The sequence below is a fragment of the Okeania sp. SIO1H4 genome (assembly GCF_010672695.1).
Lineage (GTDB): Bacteria > Cyanobacteriota > Cyanobacteriia > Cyanobacteriales > Microcoleaceae > Okeania > Okeania hirsuta.
Genome location: NZ_JAAHGB010000015.1, coordinates 1 through 19,560, shown reverse-complemented (window position 1 = coordinate 19,560; position 19,560 = coordinate 1). Strand labels below are relative to the sequence as shown.

The window sequence follows — 19,560 nt, the reverse complement described above, 5'->3', positions numbered from 1 at the left end:
AATTGCTATATGATATAATATGAGCAAGTATTCAACTAAATGTGCATAATAGGCATACTCTAAAAAAAACCAATAATTAGGGAATAAAAATGACACAAGGAACAGAAATGACAGATAGTATAGTCTCCAAAGATGCTTTTGTCGGAACATGGAAACTTGTCGAAGTGAAATCTGTAGATAACCAACAAAAAGTTAGTTATCCCTACGGCCAAAATCCTATAGGCTACACCATATATACTCAGGATGGATATATATCATCCTCAATTATAATGAGAAATCGCCTGGGTTTGGGATTACCTATACAAGAAATATTTAATATGGCGTATGGTGGAAAAGCAAAAATAACAAATTTATTTAAATATCTCAGAGCAACTGTTAGATATATTCAGGCAGGGAACAAGTATGCTAGTTATATTTGTAAATATGAAATTAGAGATAATAAACTTATTTACCATATTGAAGTTAGTCTAGTTCCAGATTTTATTGGTACAGACCTAGAAATGGCTTTTGAGATTTCAGAAGATACACTTGTAATAACTAGACTATATGGGGATAATAAGGATAATAGCGTTATCGCTAGTTGGCAACGTGTTTCCTAAGAAGAACTGGGTGACAAGGAAATTGAGTCTTTCTTCTTAGGAGAAAGACTCTAATAAATATTAGATAGTAACAATTAACATATTTCTTGTAAAGGAAGCAAAACGATGAAAAAACTGCCAGACGGTCCCAAAACTCCCAAACTTTTGCAGCAACTTCATTGGTTAGGCGATCCCATAGGTTATATGGAAGCAGCTGCTCGACAGCCGTATCGGGATATTTTCCAGGCAGAGCCAGTTGGTTTGGGCGAGTCTCCCTTGTTCGTTAGTCACCCCCAAGCATTGCAGCAGATTTTTACAGATCCGAAGAGTTTTACAGCTCCTGGAGAACTCAACAAGATTTTGACTCCTTTTCTAGGGGATTACTCAATGATAACTCTATCAGGAAGTAGGCATCGGCGTCGGCGTCAGATGGTGATGCCTTCCTTTCATAACGATCGCATGCTCTTCTACAGTCAACTAATCTGTAACCATGCATCTTTGGCACTCGGCCAATTGAAAATTGGTCAAAGGTTTTCGGCTTATACCTCCATGCGAGAGATTTCCCGACGAGTAATCTTAGATGCTATATTTGGCCTTGATCGAGGAGAACGAGCTGAACTTCTCAGGCAAGGTGTGAAGAATCTATCGGAGATTTTTGATTCTCCCTTAAATTACACCTGGATGTTTTTCCCGATACTGCGAAAGGATATTGGTCCTTTGAGTTCCTGGGGATACTTTTGTCGCCAAAGGCAGCAAGTTGACGAAATTATCTATGCTGAAATTAGAGAACGACGCTCTTCACCAGACCCCAGTCGCAAAGATATCCTCTCCCTATTGATATCAGCCCGAGATGAAACAGGTCAGCCCATGAGTGATGTCGAGTTAAGGGATCAATTAATGCATCTACTAACTGCCGGGACTGAAACTGTAACAACGGCAATGACTTGGGGACTGTACTGGATTCATCATCTGCCGGAAGTTAGGGAAAAGCTATTGGCGGAAATGGATACTTTGGAGGAAAACTCCGATCCAATGAGCATTGTTAAATTGCCTTATTTGACTGCTGTTTGCAATGAAGCACTGCGCATTTATCCCATAGCAATGACTTTGTTACCACGGCAAGTGCAAGAGCCAGTTGAACTATTGGGCTATTCTTTACCCCCTGGAAAAGTGTTGATTGTCTGTGTTTATCTCACTCACCACCGTGAGGATTTATATCCCGAACCGAAGCAGTTTAAGCCCGAGCGCTTTTTAGAACGTAAATACTCTAGCTATGAGTTTCTGCCTTTTGGTGGTGGAAGCCGTCGCTGTATTGGCGATGCCTTTGGCATGTATGAAATGAAGTTGGTTTTGGCAACTATTCTATCAAAATATAAACTAGAACTGGCCGAACAGAAACCCGTTAAACCCGAGCGCCGAGGTACTAATATCACCCCTGCTGGGGGAGTGAAAATGATAATGAAAGGTGAGCGATTGGCCTAAGGAACACTTCAGTCTGTCTCTAGTATAGAGACTCCCACAAAACGATAGATCGATCCTGCCATACTTACTATAGTATCCTAAATACCCTAAAATAAGATGTGATAAGCGATAGGCTCAAAGCAAGACATTGCCAAAATTGTGTTTCAGTAGTAACAATTAATAATATATTTCTTAATAAAGGAAGTAAAACTATGACAAAACTGCCACAGGGTCCTAAAAGTCCCAAGTTTTTGCAGCAACTCCATTCATTAGCCGATCCCATAGGTTATATGGAAACAGCTGCCCGACAGCCATATCGGGATATTTTTCCAGCAGATTGTGTTGGTTTAACTCTTGCTCATGGTTTGGAGGAGTCTCCCCTGTTCGTCAGTAACCCCCAAGCATTGCAGAAGATTTTTACGGATCGTAAGCGATTTACAGCTCCCGGAGACCTGAACACGATTACACGTCCTTTTTTTGGAGACACTGGACTGACAACTGTGTCAGGACGTCGCCACCAGCGTATGCGGCAGATGGTAATGCCTCCCTTTCATGGTGCTCGCATGCGCTTCTACGGTAAACTAATCTGCAACCATGCATCTTTGGCGATGGATGAATTAACAGTTGGTCAAGGATTTACTGCTGGTAGCACTATGCAAGATATATCCCGAGAAGTAATTTTAGAGGCGGTCTTTGGCATTAAGCAAGAAGAACGATTAGAAACCCTCAAGCAAGCTTTGAAGAACATATCGGAGATGTTTAATTCTCCTTTAAATGCCCTCTCAATAATTTTACCCATAATGCAAAAGGATCTTGGTCCGCTGAGTCCCTGGGGATACTTTTGTCGCCAAATGCAGCAAGTTGATGAAATTATCTACTCGGAAATCAGAGAACGACGCTCCTCACCAGATCCTAATCGCACAGATATCCTCTCCCTATTGATAGAAGCTCGGGATGAAGAAGGTCAACCCCTGACTGATGTCGAATTAAGGGATCAGTTAAGAACTTTAATGAGCGCAGGTCTAGACACTACCGCAACAGCAATGACTTGGGCGCTGTACTGGATTCATCATATGCCGGAAGTTACCGAAAAGCTATTGGCAGAACTGGAGACTTTAGAGGAAAACCCCGAACCGACGAGCATTGTTAAATTACCTTATTTGACTGCGGTCTGTAATGAAACCCTGCGCATGTGTCCCTCACTAATAACTTTGTTTGCACGGGTTGTGCAAGAGCCAGTAGAACTATTGGGCTATTGTTTGCCCCCTGGAAAAGTCTTGATTCCCTGTGTTTATATCACTCACCAGCGGGAGGATTTATATCCCGAACCGAAACAGTTTAAGCCAGAGCGCTTTTTAGAACGTAAATACTCTAGCTATGAGTTTCTGCCTTTTGGCGGTGGGACTCGTATGTGTATTGGCGACGCCTTTGCCATATATGAAATGAAGTTGGTCTTGGCAACTATTCTATCAAAATATAAACTAGAACTGGCCGATCGCAGACCTGTTAAACCTAAGGTTCGAGGTATCACTCTCTTGCCGACTGGAGGTGTGAAAATGATCATGAAAGGTCAGCGATCGTGTCAAGCAAAACCTCTGGCTGCTACTTTATAGAACCCCTAAGCGTATTTATTTTTTTATACATTGTAAGGGTGGGGAGTATTTTTAATTTTTTCTTCCCACTAGAACTCAATGACTCAAAAAATCTAATCCTGAGTAAAGGTGCCAAATGGATTATATAGAAGTCATAACAGCTTGAAATTTTCTATCTCGTGAGTTTTGGGATAGTGAGACAAAGTTAATCAATTATATCATATCTGTTAGCATTGGTATTATATAGAGAATGCAAGGAAGAAGAAAGAAGCTTTAAGATAAGGAAAAACCTTATATGACCGCAGATATTTCCCTAAACTTTTACACAAACCATACTAACGGAGATCATATTAATTGTATATTAGTCGGCATCATTGATTAATGCTACAAATAACTTTTGGCACACTCCAAATCATCCCAAACAGAATATGTAATTAATTTTGTGTAGGTGTTTATTGATGATTGATAATAGAAAACTCTGTGAACCAGAGCAAGCCTTGGAAATGCTCAATCGCATTACTAATGCATCAAATAATGTGGTGGTGAGCGGGTGCATATTGGGAACCCTGAGTGAAGAAATTGTCAGACAGGCGCTGGATCTTATTCAAGAGCGTCACCCTCGGCTTAATTCTCGGATCGTTGGTGATTTGGATAACCTTCGTTTTGAAACTGGTGCAAAAAAAATTCCTTTGCGAGTTGTGGATAAGTACCATGAGGAACAATGGCAAGAAATAGTTCTAGAAGAATCAAACACCAAAATTGAGAGTAGTGAAGTGTTGTTGCGAGGTGTACTTATTCAAGAACAGGATTTTAGTGAAAACAGTACTAGCCATCTGATTATCACAATAGATCACGCCATCTCGGATGGTTTATCAAGCATTCAGTTATATTCAGAGATCTTGAGCTACTGCTCGAAAATTGCCTCTGGCGAGCGACTCGTTCCAGTGTCTAGCTTACCAGCGCTTCCATCTATAAATGAATTACTTCCCCCATCAACCAAAGGGTTTAGGCGTAATATCAATATCCTTTTGTATTTGCTGCGACTTCAGTTCAAACTGCTTTGGCACCGACCCAAAAAATTGGGGATTAAAAAGTCTGTACCTCTTGATTCACTACGTTCTGGTAATGTTTATAGAAACTTAGATGCCAACTTTACTCAAAAGTTGGTTAATCGTTGTCGCCAAGAAAAGACAACAGTACAAGGTGCTTTATGCGCAGCAATGATGTTTGCCGCAGCGAGAAAAATCAGGCCAGACCAGAAAACGCCAATGTCTTGTCGGAGTATTGTTAATATACGCAAATACTTGAAACCAGTAATCGGCAATGAACACATGGGGATATTGGCTTGTGGTGTAGATTCATTTCACACTTTAAGCACAAGTACATCCTTTTGGGAATTAGCTCGGGATGTGATCCAGCAGCTAAAAGTTGGTTTAAAGGACAATGGTATATTCATTGAGATGTTGCTTATGAGGAAGTTTACTGAGGTTCTTCTGTCTAGCCCTAGTCAACCCAATCTAACAGTGGCAGTCTCTAATATTGGTAGAGTAAACATTCCCAAAGCTTACGGTCAATTTGAACTCTCAGAAATAAGTGTCGTTGCCTCACAGCCTACACTTAGGGGGTGTTTTTTTGCTTCTGTTGCAACCTTTGAGGGGAAAATGTTTTTGCATTTCCCCTTTTCTGTGCCTTTACTTAGCCAGGAAACAATGGAGGCTCTTGTAGATAACGCTCTGTCCTATCTAGATGATGCTAGCAAGGGAAAAATATAACGCTAGAGAAGTTAAAATTGACTTATACATATGCCTCTAATTTATTAATTAAATCACAATCCTGATTATAAATACTTAGGACTTGCCGAAACGGTACAAAAATGGATATTTCATGAACCAATAACAGTGGATGGCTCGGGTACTCATTGCTGGTTCTTAACGAAGATTGCCATATCTTCCCCAATAATTTGATGCACACGAGCAGTAGGATGAATTTCATCCCAAAAATAGTACTCATCAGGTAATGAACAGGCAGGCTCAATTGGAGATGTAGGTTGACAAGGATAGTTTAAGTTAGTCAAAGTATATTGGTCTGGCTTGGAACGGATTTGATCGCTAATTGCAATATGATCGTACAGTACAATTTCAGCACCTAATTCTTCAGTAAGCATCTCTAGTTTCTGGGGCAGAAGCTCGTTAACCAACTTTGTAAATAGAACTGCTTCATCAGTATTATCAAATTCTATGATATGAGGTACAATACCAATATCAGAAGAATTAACAACCATAAACTTATTGGCACCCAATGCTGCTAAATTGGATAGGCTCTGTCCAATATTATTCACAGTTTGGACTGATAGTTCTTCAACAGTTCCAGGCAAGTCAAAGTCAACATATTCCAAAAGATCATTGGCGGAGATAAAGATAAAGTACAAAGCATTTCTATCAGCAACTTGACCCGATAGCTCTGCGGTGAATTGCTCAATTTGGCCAAAGGCTCCCGTATCTTGGAAATCATCTAACCAAGCATTGTAGTTTCCATTGCCGCTCTTGGCACCCACAACTGCGTAATCGGTTAAACCAACTTGGAGATTCTGAGACAACACTTCGACAGTTGTGAGACCATTGGTCGCGCGTCCTTCAGAATCATAAATTCCTAAAGCTGGGTCAGCTGGCAAGATAAATGAACCAGGCACACCTGCATCAACAGCCTGAGTCGAAATTTCAAATGATGCCCCGTTATCTGAATAGCTATCTCCGAAGGCGTAAATGTGGGAAACTGAGCCAAATTTAGCAGCATAAGCATCAGGAGTTTTGACTACAATGCCCATTAACATAATCATACTAACAATCGTGATTGTCAGTACATTGAAGCTAAGTCGTTTAAACATAAGAATTTTTTTGTCCTCTACAAACTTTTGACATTTCAGAAGATATACTTGTACTAACTGTATCATCTGTAGGGAATACCTTTTGCATTACTTGGCAACGTGTTTCCTAGGATTTTTCCAGAGAATGTTCATTGGCTCAAGTGGTGACAAGTTAGCTAAAAGCGAGGGTGCTAAAATCGCACCCTCAGCCAAATTACAAGATTGAGAATACCAATAAACTATTGGTTCCCTTGTTTAGTTATTTAGGACTTATCAAGCAGGAGTTATTAAGAGTGCAAGAGATATCCCAGGAGAAGGGATCTTCTTGCTCGACGAACAATTCTGACACATTACCTGACAAGAAAGGATTATTAATAGAGTCAAGATTACTCACAACTCCTTTTTCAGCCAGCTTGTTGATATTAGCCCAGACAACACTCGGATTCTCGGTGAATTCAAAAAAGTAGGTGGCATCTGGATCATTACTTACATTTTCATTCGTCGGAATACTTTGGTTCGCAAGAGTCCGCCATTGCGTGGTACCTATGCCGAAACCATCTAGACCAATAGGGTCAGAGACGTTGCGGATGATGCCAAGCGCTGCAGCTAATTCACTCCGCCGCTCCTGATCTTTATTGAGGATGAAGCCCGATGCTTTCGATGCCAACTTTTTCTCTTCTGCCAACCGAAGACCCATTTTATCCAAGTAATAACTAGCCCGGATAAACCGGTCTGATGGACTGCTGGTACCTGGCAGAAATAACCCAATTGTACCTTCCAAATTTGCGTAGAGGCTATTCCAATAGCTATTGATGGCAAGCTGTTCCTCGAAGGTTGGGTCATTGGTCAGCACATTGTATTTTGCAGAAGTATTCTCATCATCTGTTTTTTTATGATGGACAATCATCTCACCACCAAGGTATTCAATGATCGCTGAATCCCCAGTTCTATCCGAGAGCGCCATGTGAAGTGCAAAGTTCGCGTCTCCCATCGTCCCGCCGTGTCCATCCGGAAGTAATAGAATAGGTGTCGGTATGGAGCCAGGTCTTAGGGTTGAGGAGCTTGAGGCGAGCTCATTAAGGGTGGTTGTGACGATTTTGAAGGATTTTTTTTCCAGTTCTTCGACTGCCTCTGCAACGTTTGCATAATTATCAAGGACATATTGACCCCAGCCTCCAACGGACAAGGTTGGATCGCATGGTCTAATATCACCGTAGTCCGTCTCCGCCAAAAATAGGAGATTGGCAACGAGACCCTGATCATTTATGCCGTCAACAGTGGCGATGTCATAGCTCGAGGTAATGATACTGCCATATTTTGACTTCCATCCAATTGAGTTTGGACCAGCCCCACCTGTGCGGTCTATGCCCGCCGGAAAGAACCAGAGCTCAGCCTCGGGGTCATGAAACCAGTCCATACTGCGGGCAGTAATTGGTCCTAAACTACCTTGGTAGACTAACCGACTACAAGCCTGAGCCGCTGGCATCACTACCATCGACAGGATTGTAATGAGCACAACAAATACAGTTGCTAGCTTCTTCATAAAATTATACTTCTTCGTCATTAAGTTAAATGCTGCTTAATGTCTTGGATTATTTACCCATGACAGTAAAACCATAACATACTCATTCCCACTTAAATCAATATTTTATTGTTATCTAATTAATAAAATTAATAAACTTTTCTAATTACCAAACTCCTTACGCTCCAGGATATTTACACAAGCTAATAAAACCCTGAAAGTTAATCCCCCAACAATCAATATCCCTACCCACTCCAAATATGGTATGTATGGCAACTGTCTCACAACTTCATCAACAACTTCAACATTAATAGGTTGAATGATCTCAAAATATTGCTGATAGAGGAAGACATACAATGTTCCGAACCCACCTATCAGCAATATAGATGACAAACTACGCAAAATTGTTGCCAATGTTAGAGCAGACCTATTAACTGTTAACTCAAAAGCTATAGTTCGCTGTCGTAGTTGAGGCAAAATTATATCGTTATACTGATTAAAAGTATCCGATAACTGCTGAAGCGACGCCCTAATATTATTAGGACGCAGACTATTAATTAAAGCACGGCGATCGGCTTCCTTATTGTACTTTTTGAGGATCTTGAACGTATTTAGTTCTGGCAAGAGATATTGCAGTGAGCCATCTAATGCAAAGAAAGACCTACTAATTTTCAGAAGTGTCCAATTAGCTGGTATTCCGTTCTCAAAGGTTACTTGATTAACTTCTTGGGTAGCCCCACCCAAGGACTTTTCCCGATATGATAACCCCTTGAGTTCAGATTTAGCTGACCAAGAATCAAATCCACGAGCCATATCAACCCTGACTCTAGGAATGTTTGCTTTCGGAACATCTATACACAACCGGATATAATAATCAGAAGCTTTAGGAAAATCTCCCTCTGAGAGAGCATTTATATAATTAAAATAAATTCTTCTGAATTCTGCGTCCAGAGTTCCCGTACTTCCCATATCAATTAATACAAACTTGCTTTTGCGTAATAAAATTATATTACCTGGGTGTAAGTCTCCATGATAAAGATTATCTTCAAAGATTTGTCGTAATAAAGATAGGAACAGCTTTTCACCAACTTCTTTGGAGTCTACATCGTTTTCGTCATCCCACTGCCTTGCTCTCTGGCGATCGCTTAGTAAGATCTTAATGTAGTCAGACATCAAAACACCGTCTATAAATTCCATCACCAAAACTCTACGTTTACAATATTTCTGATATACTGTTGGAACATATATTTTATGGAGTTTGAGGTTTTTTTTCATGCGACGACCATTAGCAGCTTCATAACGAAAATCCAACTCTTCCTTAAAAGTTTTTTCCAGTTCTACTACAAACTGCTCCCAACGGAAATAAGGAGCAACATTGAAAGATACCAACAAATTAACAAAAATCTTAATTACATCTAAATCTCGCTTGAAAGCATCTGCCAAACCAGGACGCTGAATTTTAACTACTACAGAAATTTTCTTTTTCTTTTTCAACAGAACTGCTCTATGAATTTGAGCAATAGAGGCAGCTGCTAGAGGTTCTTCATCAAAACTCTCAAATATTTTTTCTATAGGAGCACCTAATTCTGATTCAATAGTTGAGCGTGCTATGTGAAAAGGAAACCCAAGAGCTTCATATTGTAGACTTCGTAATTCGTCACATACTTCCTGGGGAAAAAGGTCTGTTCGTAGCGCGAGTATCTGACCTGCTTTTACCCAAAAACCACCAAATTCTTCAAAGATTTCTCGTAACTGAGTGGCTGTTTTTTGCACATCTGCCTTACCAGTAAACTTGCGATATTGTATTCTTGCAAAATAAACTAGGAATCTCCAAATAACATAGAGAGTTGATAAGCGACGGGTCTCCAGATTCTCTACCACCTTTACTTTTTTACGCTTTTTTTTCTCAACTATAGGGGTAGGAATATACTTCTTCTTTATCATATTTTCAACTAGACCAATAAATTATTTATTAATTGTGTACTTTACTATTTCACTGTTAATTTTTTTTTGTTTACTTTTGATTTAAGTCTAGAAAATTACTCATAATTTATATTGAAAATACTCATAGTTTTAAACCTATAAAAATCATTGAACACACATTTTTCCAGCGATAGGACTATAGAAAAATTACACCTTTAAAATAAGATTTTTAAGAATTACTCTTAGAATGATTAATATTCATTTAATTAACTAGATCGTGAAAACTATTTAATAATTTTGGAAAAGTTGCTAGATATCAGATATTGTATGCAACAGCGATCGCTCACCAATTTGCCATTTCATACTTATTTACTTAGATATTAAATCAAGGAAATTTTTATCCCACATTCCGCACCACAAAATGTAGCAACCGAAGAAGGAGTCAGGAGGCAGGAGACAGCAATTCTGAAGAAAATCATAGGTGTCACGATCAAGTACACGATCAAGCAAGTATTTATACTTAATTATTTACTCGGAATTTGATCGACTAAAAAAGTAATTGAGATGATTTGCATAGTATAAATACTTAACCAAGCTACAGATTGATATACTACTGTTAATGTTACAAGTTGACGTGCGGAATGTGTGTTTTATTCAAATAAATCATCATAAACCATCGTAATTTTAGCCTACTAAGATTAAATATTGCGGTCGCAATATTCAAGTCTGATTTTAATTATGCTTATCTTCATCATTCAATCACAAAATTAACTCTTTGTGTCAATTTATATTATGTCAACATAATTGTAATTCCTTACTTAATTTTATCTTTTTTGCATAAACAACTTAGATATCTTTCGTTGATTTAGGTGATTTAAAATTATAAATGTGACGACAATAACAAAGATTGATAATTGAATAAATTACTTTAGCGATAGCCTACTCCCTCATCAAAAAAATTATCCCTAATTTTTGCTCAATCCATTATCAAAAACTAATTAACTTCACCTAGAAAATAAGCTTTGATTCCCTGAGAAGCAAACCAATTAATCGTTATTTCTGCCTGATTTGGCGACACTAAAACCACAAAACCAATCCCCATATTAAAAGTATTAAACATCGCTTCTTCTTTAACATTTCCAACTTCAGATATCCACTTAAAAATAGGAGGAATATCCCAACTATTTCTATCAATATTAATAGACATTCCTTCTGGCAAACAACGAGGTAAATTTTCTGGTAAACCGCCACCTGTAATATGAGCCATACCATGAATATCTAAACCCGCTTTTTGCCCTGCTAAAATTGGCTTAACATAAATTTTTGTTGGGGTTAATAGCGCCTCTCCTAAACTTTTCTGATTCAAAAAATCTGGACAATCTTGTAGAGAAATATTGTACTCGTCAATAATCTTTCTAACTAAACTAAAACCATTACTATGAACACCACTACTTTCCAACCCGATCGCCACATCCCCTACTTTTACCTGAGACCCGTCCAAAATTAAACTTTTTTCCACAATTCCCACACAAAAACCAGCTAAGTCATACTCACCAGGTGGATAAAAACCAGGCATTTCAGCAGTCTCTCCTCCAATTAAAGCACACCCTGCTAAACGACATCCTTCAGCAATACCAGAAACCACTTCAGTTAACTGTTGATGATTCAATTTTCCTGTTGCTAAATAATCCAAAAAAAATAGAGGTTCCGCCCCCGATGTCAACACATCATTAACACACATAGCAACCAAATCAATACCAACAGTATGATGACAATTAAGAGTATTTGCCAGTTTTAATTTTGTGCCCACACCATCAGTACCAGAAACCAAAACAGGTTCTTTGTAACCACTTGGCAAAGCAAATAATCCACTAAACCCACCTAATGCTCCTAAAACTTCTGGTCGGTGGGTACTAATAACCATATTGCGGATATTATCTACAAATTCACGACCCGCTTCAACATCAACACCAGCTTGTTTATAATCCATCATGTCTTAGGCCAAAACTTTGATTGTGCGCTAGACAACAAGAAATTAAGAAACCCATTTTTGCAGATTCTCAATCTTGCAAAGGCAATTTCATCAATCCCTAGTGCAGGACGGCGGAAATAACTGACCAGTTACAAAATCTTAAAAGCCTTACCAATCAATGCTTTTGAATTTTGATTTTTGATTTTTAACTTCCGCGTAGCGACACTAGCTTTGTCAGGATGTCTAGCCTTTAGAAGTTTACCATCAGTCTTGTATCTATAAAATTAACCAAATTTTTTTTCTAATTTGATTCCCAATCTTAAAAGTTTGTGATACTCTATTGCAGTCTCTTAATAATACTTAAACATCGAAGACTAACCACAAATCTAATCAAAGCGCTCAAATCGCTTAAATGGTTAGTCCAGCCTACTTAGCAATAAGTAAACGTTATTTTGGTCACAATACGTCAGAATGCGTGGCCAGTTCTGACCTCTATTGTTTGGCATTAAACAGGTAAAGAGATTTGAAAAACCAGTGTGTCGAACTTAACAAGCCAAAATAACCAGGCGAGGCCAACTTTACACTTTTTGTAGGAGGGACGCAAAAATGTCCAACTCAACTAATTATGTATTCGTGCTTGACGCGAGTAAAAAACCATTAACACCATGCAAACCTGGCATGGCAATGCTGACGAATCAACCCCTAATGGTAACAGCAATGGGACATGGTTGCAGGCAGATGGTACAGATGGACAAATATGGTTTTCCCCGCAAGGGTTATCAGGCTAAAAAACCTGTACCAGGTTGGAAAACTGGAGATATGATCAATGTCGTCAAAGGCAAAAACATTGGATTAAAGGGAGTCAGGATTAAAACTGTCAGAAGTAAAGGTAATTTTGACATCCGACATGGGGATAAAATCTTGTCTGTATCTCGAAATCATATCCAACCCATTCACAGACGAGATGGATACAATTACTCGTTTTGAGTAGATTTTTTCTAAGAGTTTGGGTTATCCGGAATAGTCTTAGCTGGACTATGCCCAGATAAGTTCAACTCAATGGGTGCTTCTTAAAAAAAATAGCTTAAAAAAAATAGGTTTATGAAGTACAAAATTTGGACTTTTCTGACTACTTTCTTGATATTTTCTAGTGTAGGTGTAGATTACTCTTATGCTGATACTCTTCAAGAAGACAAAATTTATCAAAAGAACGAACCAACAGATAGAAGCTTAGAAATAAATGATAACTTACAGAAAACTGTTGCCAATAGACAGGCAAATGTGTTCAAAGTTGGAGAATACCAGTTAAACACAAGACAAGGGAAGGAGACTGTCACTGAAATTATGGCCCATGAATTAACTGGTCGTCAAGCTGCAACTCTCTATGTTCGTAATATTCCAGTTCTTACTTTTCTTGACTCTCAGGATAAGAAGGCAAATAATAGTCCAGAGTCTAACTCAGACTCTTCGGTGAAAGTAGCTACTATTCAATCTTCTAATTCAAACCAACAAAAAGATCCTGTGTGGCGAGCATCAATAGTTGCCTCCCAACTAAATCAGCTTATGCAGGAAAACCCTAATCTGGATATTACAGCTAAGTGGGACACAGATACTGAAAGCTACATGATTCTGGTTAATGACCAAAAATTAGTAGAAATAGATAAGCAAACTATTCTGCCAGATACTACTAACGATTTAGCCACAGATACCCTACAAGCAACTAACCGTCTCAGACGACAAGTTAATAATGCCCCTCCTTTAAAAGAAATAGCGGGTCAACCAAAACCAAAACCACAGCCAGAACCACAAAAAATAGCTGTTAGGCCTATTACTTTCCAAGATCAAGGTTGGGCTTCTTGGTACGGCCCTGGATTTCATGGTAACTTAAGTGCCAGTGGCGAACGTTACAATCAATATGCAATGACAGCAGCCCATAAAACTCTGCCTTTTGGGACAAAGGTACGAGTGACTAATCTCAATAATGGTAGTTCAGTCGTTGTCAGGATTAACGATCGAGGCCCATTTATTCCAGGCAGAGTTATTGATTTATCTACTGCGGCTGCTCGTATTTTAGGTATGATTCAGAGTGGGGTTGCTCCTGTAAAGGTTGAGGTGATTGATTCTCGTGGATCTTAATTTTGGCATTTATCTCAACGTTGGTTGAAGACCCACGCTCTCCCGAAGGGGAGCGTCGGGATGTTTGCGTAGCATTCCGGAGGAAAAACCAATCAATTTTGCGGTATATGCCAATAGTGTGTTATAATTAAAGTTTTGCTGCTGGGCTAGCAGTGTCAGTCTGTAGAGCGACCGTAAGACCGAAAAGAGGCTTGACCTTGGAGGCTGGTGCATTGAAGCAGAAAGACCTAATCAGCGATGGTTAGGAATCCCGCGCTGTCTCCTAGAGCAGCGTCGGGAGGATGTCAATGAATGTTTCACTCTACATCATTACAGGAGTAGTAACTCTAATAGTTTCGTGAGAGTGTCTATATAAATAGTTTGGGGGAAAAGTCTATCTTTTCCTCCTTTTTCTATTATATATAGAGGAAGAAGTAAGAAGTAAGAAGGAAGAGGGAAGAAGGAAGAAGTAATAGGGAAAATATTGCTTTGTCTGAGTTTTAAGCTTTTGAACTGTCCGCATCTTTTGCTTCAATTGCTATAAGATTTGTTAGTAGGGAACAGGAAATAAAATATACTTAATAAACTTGAGTATAGCAATGGTAAGCATTCAGCTATTAGCATCATTTCCTACGGAATGCTACGCAAACGTAATTTTGAATTCTCCTTCTAGGATAATAACTTAATAGCTGAGTGCTGAGTGCTGAGTGCTGAATGCTTACCAATTATCAATAATTATTTTTATAAAAAATGCGTCTATTTACTACTACTGCAGCTTTGCAATGCTACTTAAATTTTTTGAAAAATGATCTACAAAAATCTCCACATACTGTTGGTTTAGTACCAACAATGGGAGCTTTACACAAAGGACATTTAAGTTTAATTAAACGTGCTAGAGAAGAGAATAAAATTACTGTTGTGACTATTTTTGTTAATCCTTTACAGTTTTCTCCTAGTGAAGATTTCCAACAATATCCTCGGCAGTTAGAAGCAGATAAAAAACTATGCGAACAAGAAGGTGTAGATATTATTTTTGCTCCCACCCCTGAAACGATGAATATGGAAAATGAGCTGTCTACTAATGCTCAAAATTCTACAACTACAGTTGTTCCTCCATCTAGCATGACATCAATTATGTGTAGTCTTTCTAGACCTGCTTTTTTTCAAGGAATTGCGACTATTGTAACTAAATTATTGAGTTTAGTTCAGCCCAATAATGCTTATTTTGGGCAAAAAGATGCTCAACAATTAGCAATTATTCAAAGGTTGGTAAAAGACCTCAGTTTGTCCGTTAATATTATTTCTTGTCCAATAGTTCGTGAATCTTCAGGATTAGCTATTAGCTCTCGCAATCAATATTTAACTATCGAACAAAAACAGCAAGCTTCCATATTATATAGTTCTCTTTGTCATGGTAGAAAAGTATTTTTAGAAAATCTAAATGCAGCAAATATTGTAGAAAAAATTAAAAATGCTGTGCAGGAACAATTGGCAACTTTACCATTTATAAAACTAGAGTATGTAGAAATAGTCAATCCAGAAAGTTTACAACCTTTAGAAAATATTCAGGATATAGGTTTATTAGCGATCGCTGCTCATATTGGTTCTTGCCGTTTAATAGATAATATTCTCTTGAGAAACCGCAAACCAATAATTGCCATTGACGGTCCTGCTGGAGCTGGCAAATCAACAGTAACCAAATTAGTCGCACAAAAATTAGGACTTTTGTACTTGGACACAGGGGCAATGTATCGAGCCGTAACATGGATGGTATTACAAGCTGGCATCCCAGTAGAAGATGAACCCCAAATAGCAGAGTTAGTCAGTCAATGTCAGATTAGTTTTAATGGCCCTGAAAACAACCATGTCATTATTAATGGCCAGGATGTTACAGAAGCAATTCGGAGCAGAGAAGTTACAAATCATGTTTCAGCTATTGCAGCTCAGGCAACTGTCAGGTATTTTATGGTAGAACAACAACAAAAATTTGGAACAAAAGGAGGAATAGTAGCAGAAGGACGAGATATTGGTACTCATGTATTTCCCAATGCTGAACTAAAGATTTTTTTAACAGCTTCTGCTGAAGAGCGATCGCGACGACGACTGCTAGAGTTACAACAAAAAGGTCAAACTAATATCAGCTTAGAACAAGTAAAAAAAGATATTATTCAACGAGACCAAAAAGATGCTAACCGGAAAATTTCTCCCTTACGAAAAGCTCTAGATGCTATAGAAATTAGCACCGATGGTTTAAGCATAGCGGAAGTTACTCAAAAAATTGTAGATATTTACAGACAAAAAAATCCACAACTATAGTTCATTTAATCCGGAAAATACTTAGTAGATTAAGATTATTTAGATGAAACTTAGGAGGAGAATCAAGTATTTTATTTTCTCAATAAAAGTATTTTTAATAATAGCTATTATTCCAGAATAACAATAATAGTTAAACCGCCTAAAAATTCATGTTTTTTAACTTGACAAAATTCTTGACAAAATTACTGAATAATTTCAGAAAATCACAAAGGTGTGTAGGAGAAATATGACAAACTTAGGTTCACTATCCAGACAAGGGAAATCTTTAGCAACAGTGATAGCTGCTAGTGGAAGTTTCTTAATCGGAATGTTATTGCCCATGGAAATATGGACAAATCAACAAACAAATACAAAAGCAACTACAGTAAAAACAGCAACAAATACAAATACAGTAAAAACAGCAACAAGTACAAAGACAATCAATCAATCGGTAAATAGCAAAGAAACTCCATTAGAAATAATTAAAATTAGTTCTGTTGTTGCCAAAAAAATTAATAATACTAAACAAAAACTGAGGGAATTAGAATTAAAAACCTTTAACTTTAGTGTCCCTAAAAGATTCCAAAGTCAAACAGTTAAAAATATTACTCTCAATAGCAAACAGAAAGTTATTTCCTTAACCTTTGACGACGGTCCGTGGAACAAAACTACAGAACAAATATTAGATATTCTCAAAAAGCATAATATTCGGGCAACTTTTTTCGTAGTCGGCCAACATTTAAACGTACGTCAAGAAATAGGCAAAAAAATTGTAGAAGAAGGTCACGTTATTGCTAACCACACATGGAACCACCCTTCTAAAAAGAGTAAAATGAGTCCAGACCTGATCAAAAGTGAAATTGGACGTACAGCAGACCTGATATACAAAATCACAGGCAGGACAACCAATCTATTTCGTCCACCTGGTGGTGTCCTAGTGAATGGTTTAGCCGACTACGCCAAAGAACGGAAACACACCGTAGTCTTATGGTCTGCTGATTCCGTAGACTGGTATTACAGGTCAGCTAAAGAAATTACTAAAAAAGTTTTGAATAAAGCTAGCAATGGTGGAATTGTCTTACTACATGATGGTGGTGGCCCAAGAGGTCACGTTGTTGAAGCTCTACCCAATATTATTGCTGGCTTGAAAAAACAAGGTTATGAATTTGTGACCATACCAGAATTACTAACCATTAAAGATAGAGAGCTACATCAAGAAGAATTAGCAAAACAAAGAGAAATTAAAAAGCAAGAAACAAAGGCAGAAGGAAACAAGGAATAAACAATGAGATATTAAATCCAACGACCAAAGAGAAAGATTTGATCTTTGATTTTCTACTTACTACTTCTCTCAACCGAAGGTGGATCGAAATACTTTTACCGTATTTAGTTGTGAGTTTTGTATAAAACTTCAGAGCAGAGCAGATTGATATTGTTATAGCAAAGGACGAGTTAGTTAGGACATAGATTGATGATGAACTGTAAGACAGAGAAATACTTTTCTCACTGTTGCCTGTTGCCTGTTGCCTGTTGCCTGCTATATATTGTTGGTAAACCTATCTATTAGTACTTTTGACTAAAACAAGATGGCTTCTATAGCTCGCAAAAATTTATTAGAAGATATTCCTCGGTTTATAGTAGCCCAAGCAGGGATATTATTTGCAGTCAGCTTAGTGACAATTCAAACAGGCATATTAAATGGGTTTGCTCGTTCCACAACCCTACTAATAGATAAATCCAACGCAGATATTTGGATCGCCTCTAATGAAATGGTCAACTTCGAGCTGACAGACCCCTTACTTTACGGTCAATTGAATCAAGCCAAAACTATAGAAGGTGTCCAACGAGCAGAAGCTTTGATTTTAGGATCAGTCAGATGGCGGCCTCAGAATGGAGAAATGAGTCCATTAATGGTGGTGGGATTTAACCCAGATGGACAACTGTTTAACCCAGGAAAAGTCATTGAGGGTAACGTCAGGGACCTGAAACAGCCATTCTCTGTGATGGCCGACCAAAGTAGGCTATCTAGCATGCTTGCAGAAGGAGTAGGAACAATGGCGATCGCAGGTTCCCTACCAGCAAAATTAGTCGCAGTTACCAAAGGTACTCAGTCAATTGTATCAAGTACCTTATTATTTACATCCCTAGAAAACGCTAACACATATATTAGTGCAGGTATTAACGCCGAAGTTAACTGCAAAGTTGTAGGAGCAGGAAATCTTCAATGTACAAAAGTAGTAGAAAAAAAAGACCCCACTCAAAAGTTGGAAGAAACACCAGCACCAAAAAATTTAGAAGTAGCAGATCCGATCGCTTATATATTAGTCAAAGCTAAACCAGGTGAAGATTTACAAGTATTAAAACAAAAAATAGAAGAGGCGATGCCAGCTACCAATGCTTACACTAAAAATGAACTATCTGAGAAAACCAGATTTTTTTGGTTGGCACGAACAAATATTGGTTTAGTTTTGGGAATGGGTGCAGTAGTAGGTGTAATTGTGGGCATAGTAGTGGTCGCCCAAATTTTGTATTCATCTGTGTCTGACCACCTGAAGGAATTTGGTACTCTCAAGGCCATGGGTGCATCTGATCAAGAATTGTATGCAGTAATTGTGGAGCAGGCAATTTGGATGGCAGTTTTAGGTTATCTCCCTGGAATGTTGGTATGTTTAGGATTGAGTACTTGGGTGGCAAGCAAAGGAATTATTATTTTGATTACACCTTTGTCTGCACTTGGAGTGCTAGGTATAACTGTTTTTATGTGTGTCGGGTCAGCTTTCTTTGCCATTCAAAAAGTAACTCGTATCGATCCTGCAATTGTATTTAAAGCTTAGAAATAAACAATTTCAGTTGTTGATCGCAAGTTGGTTTGAAGAAGGTTATAGGTGTTAGGGTTTAGGTTTAGTAGTCCTGGTCGCGTAATGGTATATGGGAGTGAACAACGCCTATTGACATACTCCCCGACCTAAAGGTGCGGGGATTCTCACAAACAAGTGATTCTTTGCTCATCGACACAACTTACGATCGGCAAGTTGCCCATCATTAGCAGAGGCCGTTATCTCCCAAAGCGTTCCCTATTACCAATATAGGTTGAACTATGCCCTACGGTACCTTTCTTCAACATGATCTATTTTAGTTTTGTTGTCACTATCTGGATCATAAATACGGTAATCTATTATCCAAAATTGTTCATTTTGTGGATTAAAATAGATACAATTAACTATTCCTATGCCCCGAAT

The 19,560-nt window shown here is 38.3% G+C and carries 13 protein-coding genes and 1 pseudogene; 9 read left to right on the top strand and 5 right to left on the bottom strand.

Features of this window, described 5'->3' with window-relative positions:
- Positions 1 to 89: 89 nt before the first annotated feature.
- The 4 genes from F6K06_RS13640 to F6K06_RS13625 all read left to right on the top strand — a co-directional run bounded on the left by F6K06_RS13640 (position 90) and on the right by F6K06_RS13625 (position 5,403).
- Positions 90 to 599 (top strand): lipocalin-like domain-containing protein, encoded by a 510-nt coding sequence (locus F6K06_RS13640; protein WP_287241590.1) that lies wholly within the window; start codon positions 90 to 92, stop codon positions 597 to 599.
- A 105-nt stretch (positions 600 to 704) separates the two neighbouring features.
- Positions 705 to 2,060: a cytochrome P450 gene (locus F6K06_RS13635; protein WP_124155962.1), complete on the top strand. Its 1,356-nt coding sequence runs from the start codon at positions 705 to 707 to the stop codon at positions 2,058 to 2,060.
- 191 nt (positions 2,061 to 2,251) lie between these two features.
- Positions 2,252 to 3,652: a cytochrome P450 gene (locus F6K06_RS13630; RefSeq protein ID WP_124155963.1), complete on the top strand. Its 1,401-nt coding sequence runs from the start codon at positions 2,252 to 2,254 to the stop codon at positions 3,650 to 3,652.
- Between the two features lie 482 nt (positions 3,653 to 4,134).
- Complete coding sequence (locus F6K06_RS13625; protein ID WP_287308875.1) at positions 4,135 to 5,403, top strand: alcohol acetyltransferase; 1,269 nt, start codon at positions 4,135 to 4,137, stop codon at positions 5,401 to 5,403.
- A gap of 143 nt (positions 5,404 to 5,546) precedes the next feature.
- Here F6K06_RS13625 and F6K06_RS13620 read toward each other — a convergent pair whose 3' ends face one another.
- From F6K06_RS13620 to purM, 4 genes are all read right to left on the bottom strand, one after another.
- Complete coding sequence (locus tag F6K06_RS13620; RefSeq protein ID WP_287276181.1) at positions 5,547 to 6,515, bottom strand: SGNH/GDSL hydrolase family protein; 969 nt, start codon at positions 6,513 to 6,515, stop codon at positions 5,547 to 5,549.
- Between the two features lie 238 nt (positions 6,516 to 6,753).
- Complete coding sequence (locus F6K06_RS13615) at positions 6,754 to 8,037, bottom strand: linear amide C-N hydrolase (protein WP_287241584.1); 1,284 nt, start codon at positions 8,035 to 8,037, stop codon at positions 6,754 to 6,756.
- A 141-nt stretch (positions 8,038 to 8,178) separates the two neighbouring features.
- Entirely contained in the window at positions 8,179 to 9,960 is a 1,782-nt protein-coding gene (locus F6K06_RS13610; RefSeq protein WP_287241582.1) for an AarF/ABC1/UbiB kinase family protein, read from the bottom strand.
- 973 nt (positions 9,961 to 10,933) lie between these two features.
- Positions 10,934 to 11,929, bottom strand: coding sequence for a phosphoribosylformylglycinamidine cyclo-ligase (gene purM / locus F6K06_RS13605; protein WP_287241659.1), 996 nt, complete (start codon positions 11,927 to 11,929; stop codon positions 10,934 to 10,936).
- A 588-nt stretch (positions 11,930 to 12,517) separates the two neighbouring features.
- Here purM and F6K06_RS13600 point away from each other — a divergent pair.
- The 5 genes from F6K06_RS13600 (at position 12,518) to F6K06_RS13580 (ending at position 19,155) form a co-directional block, all read left to right on the top strand.
- Positions 12,518 to 12,898 carry a hypothetical protein gene (locus F6K06_RS13600; protein WP_124155967.1) on the top strand — a complete coding sequence of 127 codons (381 nt, stop codon included), beginning with the start codon at positions 12,518 to 12,520 and terminating at the stop codon, positions 12,896 to 12,898.
- A 114-nt stretch (positions 12,899 to 13,012) separates the two neighbouring features.
- Positions 13,013 to 14,047: a septal ring lytic transglycosylase RlpA family protein gene (locus F6K06_RS13595; protein WP_287241579.1), complete on the top strand. Its 1,035-nt coding sequence runs from the start codon at positions 13,013 to 13,015 to the stop codon at positions 14,045 to 14,047.
- Positions 14,048 to 14,776: 729 nt separating this feature from the next.
- Positions 14,777 to 16,342 carry a bifunctional pantoate--beta-alanine ligase/(d)CMP kinase gene (locus tag F6K06_RS13590; RefSeq protein WP_124144777.1) on the top strand — a complete coding sequence of 522 codons (1,566 nt, stop codon included), beginning with the start codon at positions 14,777 to 14,779 and terminating at the stop codon, positions 16,340 to 16,342.
- 226 nt (positions 16,343 to 16,568) lie between these two features.
- Entirely contained in the window at positions 16,569 to 17,603 is a 1,035-nt protein-coding gene (locus tag F6K06_RS13585; protein ID WP_124144776.1) for a polysaccharide deacetylase family protein, read from the top strand.
- 304 nt (positions 17,604 to 17,907) lie between these two features.
- On the top strand, positions 17,908 to 19,155 hold the full coding sequence (locus F6K06_RS13580; protein WP_124144775.1) for an FtsX-like permease family protein: 1,248 nt from the start codon (positions 17,908 to 17,910) through the stop codon (positions 19,153 to 19,155).
- Positions 19,156 to 19,434: 279 nt separating this feature from the next.
- Here the strand turns inward: F6K06_RS13580 and F6K06_RS13575 are convergent.
- Positions 19,435 to 19,560: pseudogene (locus F6K06_RS13575) on the bottom strand (IS701 family transposase); the annotation flags it as partial.

What these genes read in the sequence shown, in the direction of transcription:
- F6K06_RS13640 (WP_287241590.1), top strand. Translation starts at nt 90, where the DNA reads ATGACACAAGGAACAGAAATGACAGATAGTATAGTCTCCAAAGATGCT.
- F6K06_RS13635 (WP_124155962.1), top strand. Translation starts at nt 705, where the DNA reads ATGAAAAAACTGCCAGACGGTCCCAAAACTCCCAAACTTTTGCAGCAA.
- F6K06_RS13630 (WP_124155963.1), top strand. Translation starts at nt 2,252, where the DNA reads ATGACAAAACTGCCACAGGGTCCTAAAAGTCCCAAGTTTTTGCAGCAA.
- F6K06_RS13625 (WP_287308875.1), top strand. Translation starts at nt 4,135, where the DNA reads ATGCTCAATCGCATTACTAATGCATCAAATAATGTGGTGGTGAGCGGG.
- F6K06_RS13620 (WP_287276181.1), bottom strand. Translation starts at nt 6,515, where the DNA reads ATGTTTAAACGACTTAGCTTCAATGTACTGACAATCACGATTGTTAGT.
- F6K06_RS13615 (WP_287241584.1), bottom strand. Translation starts at nt 8,037, where the DNA reads ATGAAGAAGCTAGCAACTGTATTTGTTGTGCTCATTACAATCCTGTCG.
- F6K06_RS13610 (WP_287241582.1), bottom strand. Translation starts at nt 9,960, where the DNA reads ATGATAAAGAAGAAGTATATTCCTACCCCTATAGTTGAGAAAAAAAAG.
- purM (WP_287241659.1), bottom strand. Translation starts at nt 11,929, where the DNA reads ATGGATTATAAACAAGCTGGTGTTGATGTTGAAGCGGGTCGTGAATTT.
- F6K06_RS13600 (WP_124155967.1), top strand. Translation starts at nt 12,518, where the DNA reads ATGTCCAACTCAACTAATTATGTATTCGTGCTTGACGCGAGTAAAAAA.
- F6K06_RS13595 (WP_287241579.1), top strand. Translation starts at nt 13,013, where the DNA reads ATGAAGTACAAAATTTGGACTTTTCTGACTACTTTCTTGATATTTTCT.
- F6K06_RS13590 (WP_124144777.1), top strand. Translation starts at nt 14,777, where the DNA reads ATGCGTCTATTTACTACTACTGCAGCTTTGCAATGCTACTTAAATTTT.
- F6K06_RS13585 (WP_124144776.1), top strand. Translation starts at nt 16,569, where the DNA reads ATGACAAACTTAGGTTCACTATCCAGACAAGGGAAATCTTTAGCAACA.
- F6K06_RS13580 (WP_124144775.1), top strand. Translation starts at nt 17,908, where the DNA reads ATGGCTTCTATAGCTCGCAAAAATTTATTAGAAGATATTCCTCGGTTT.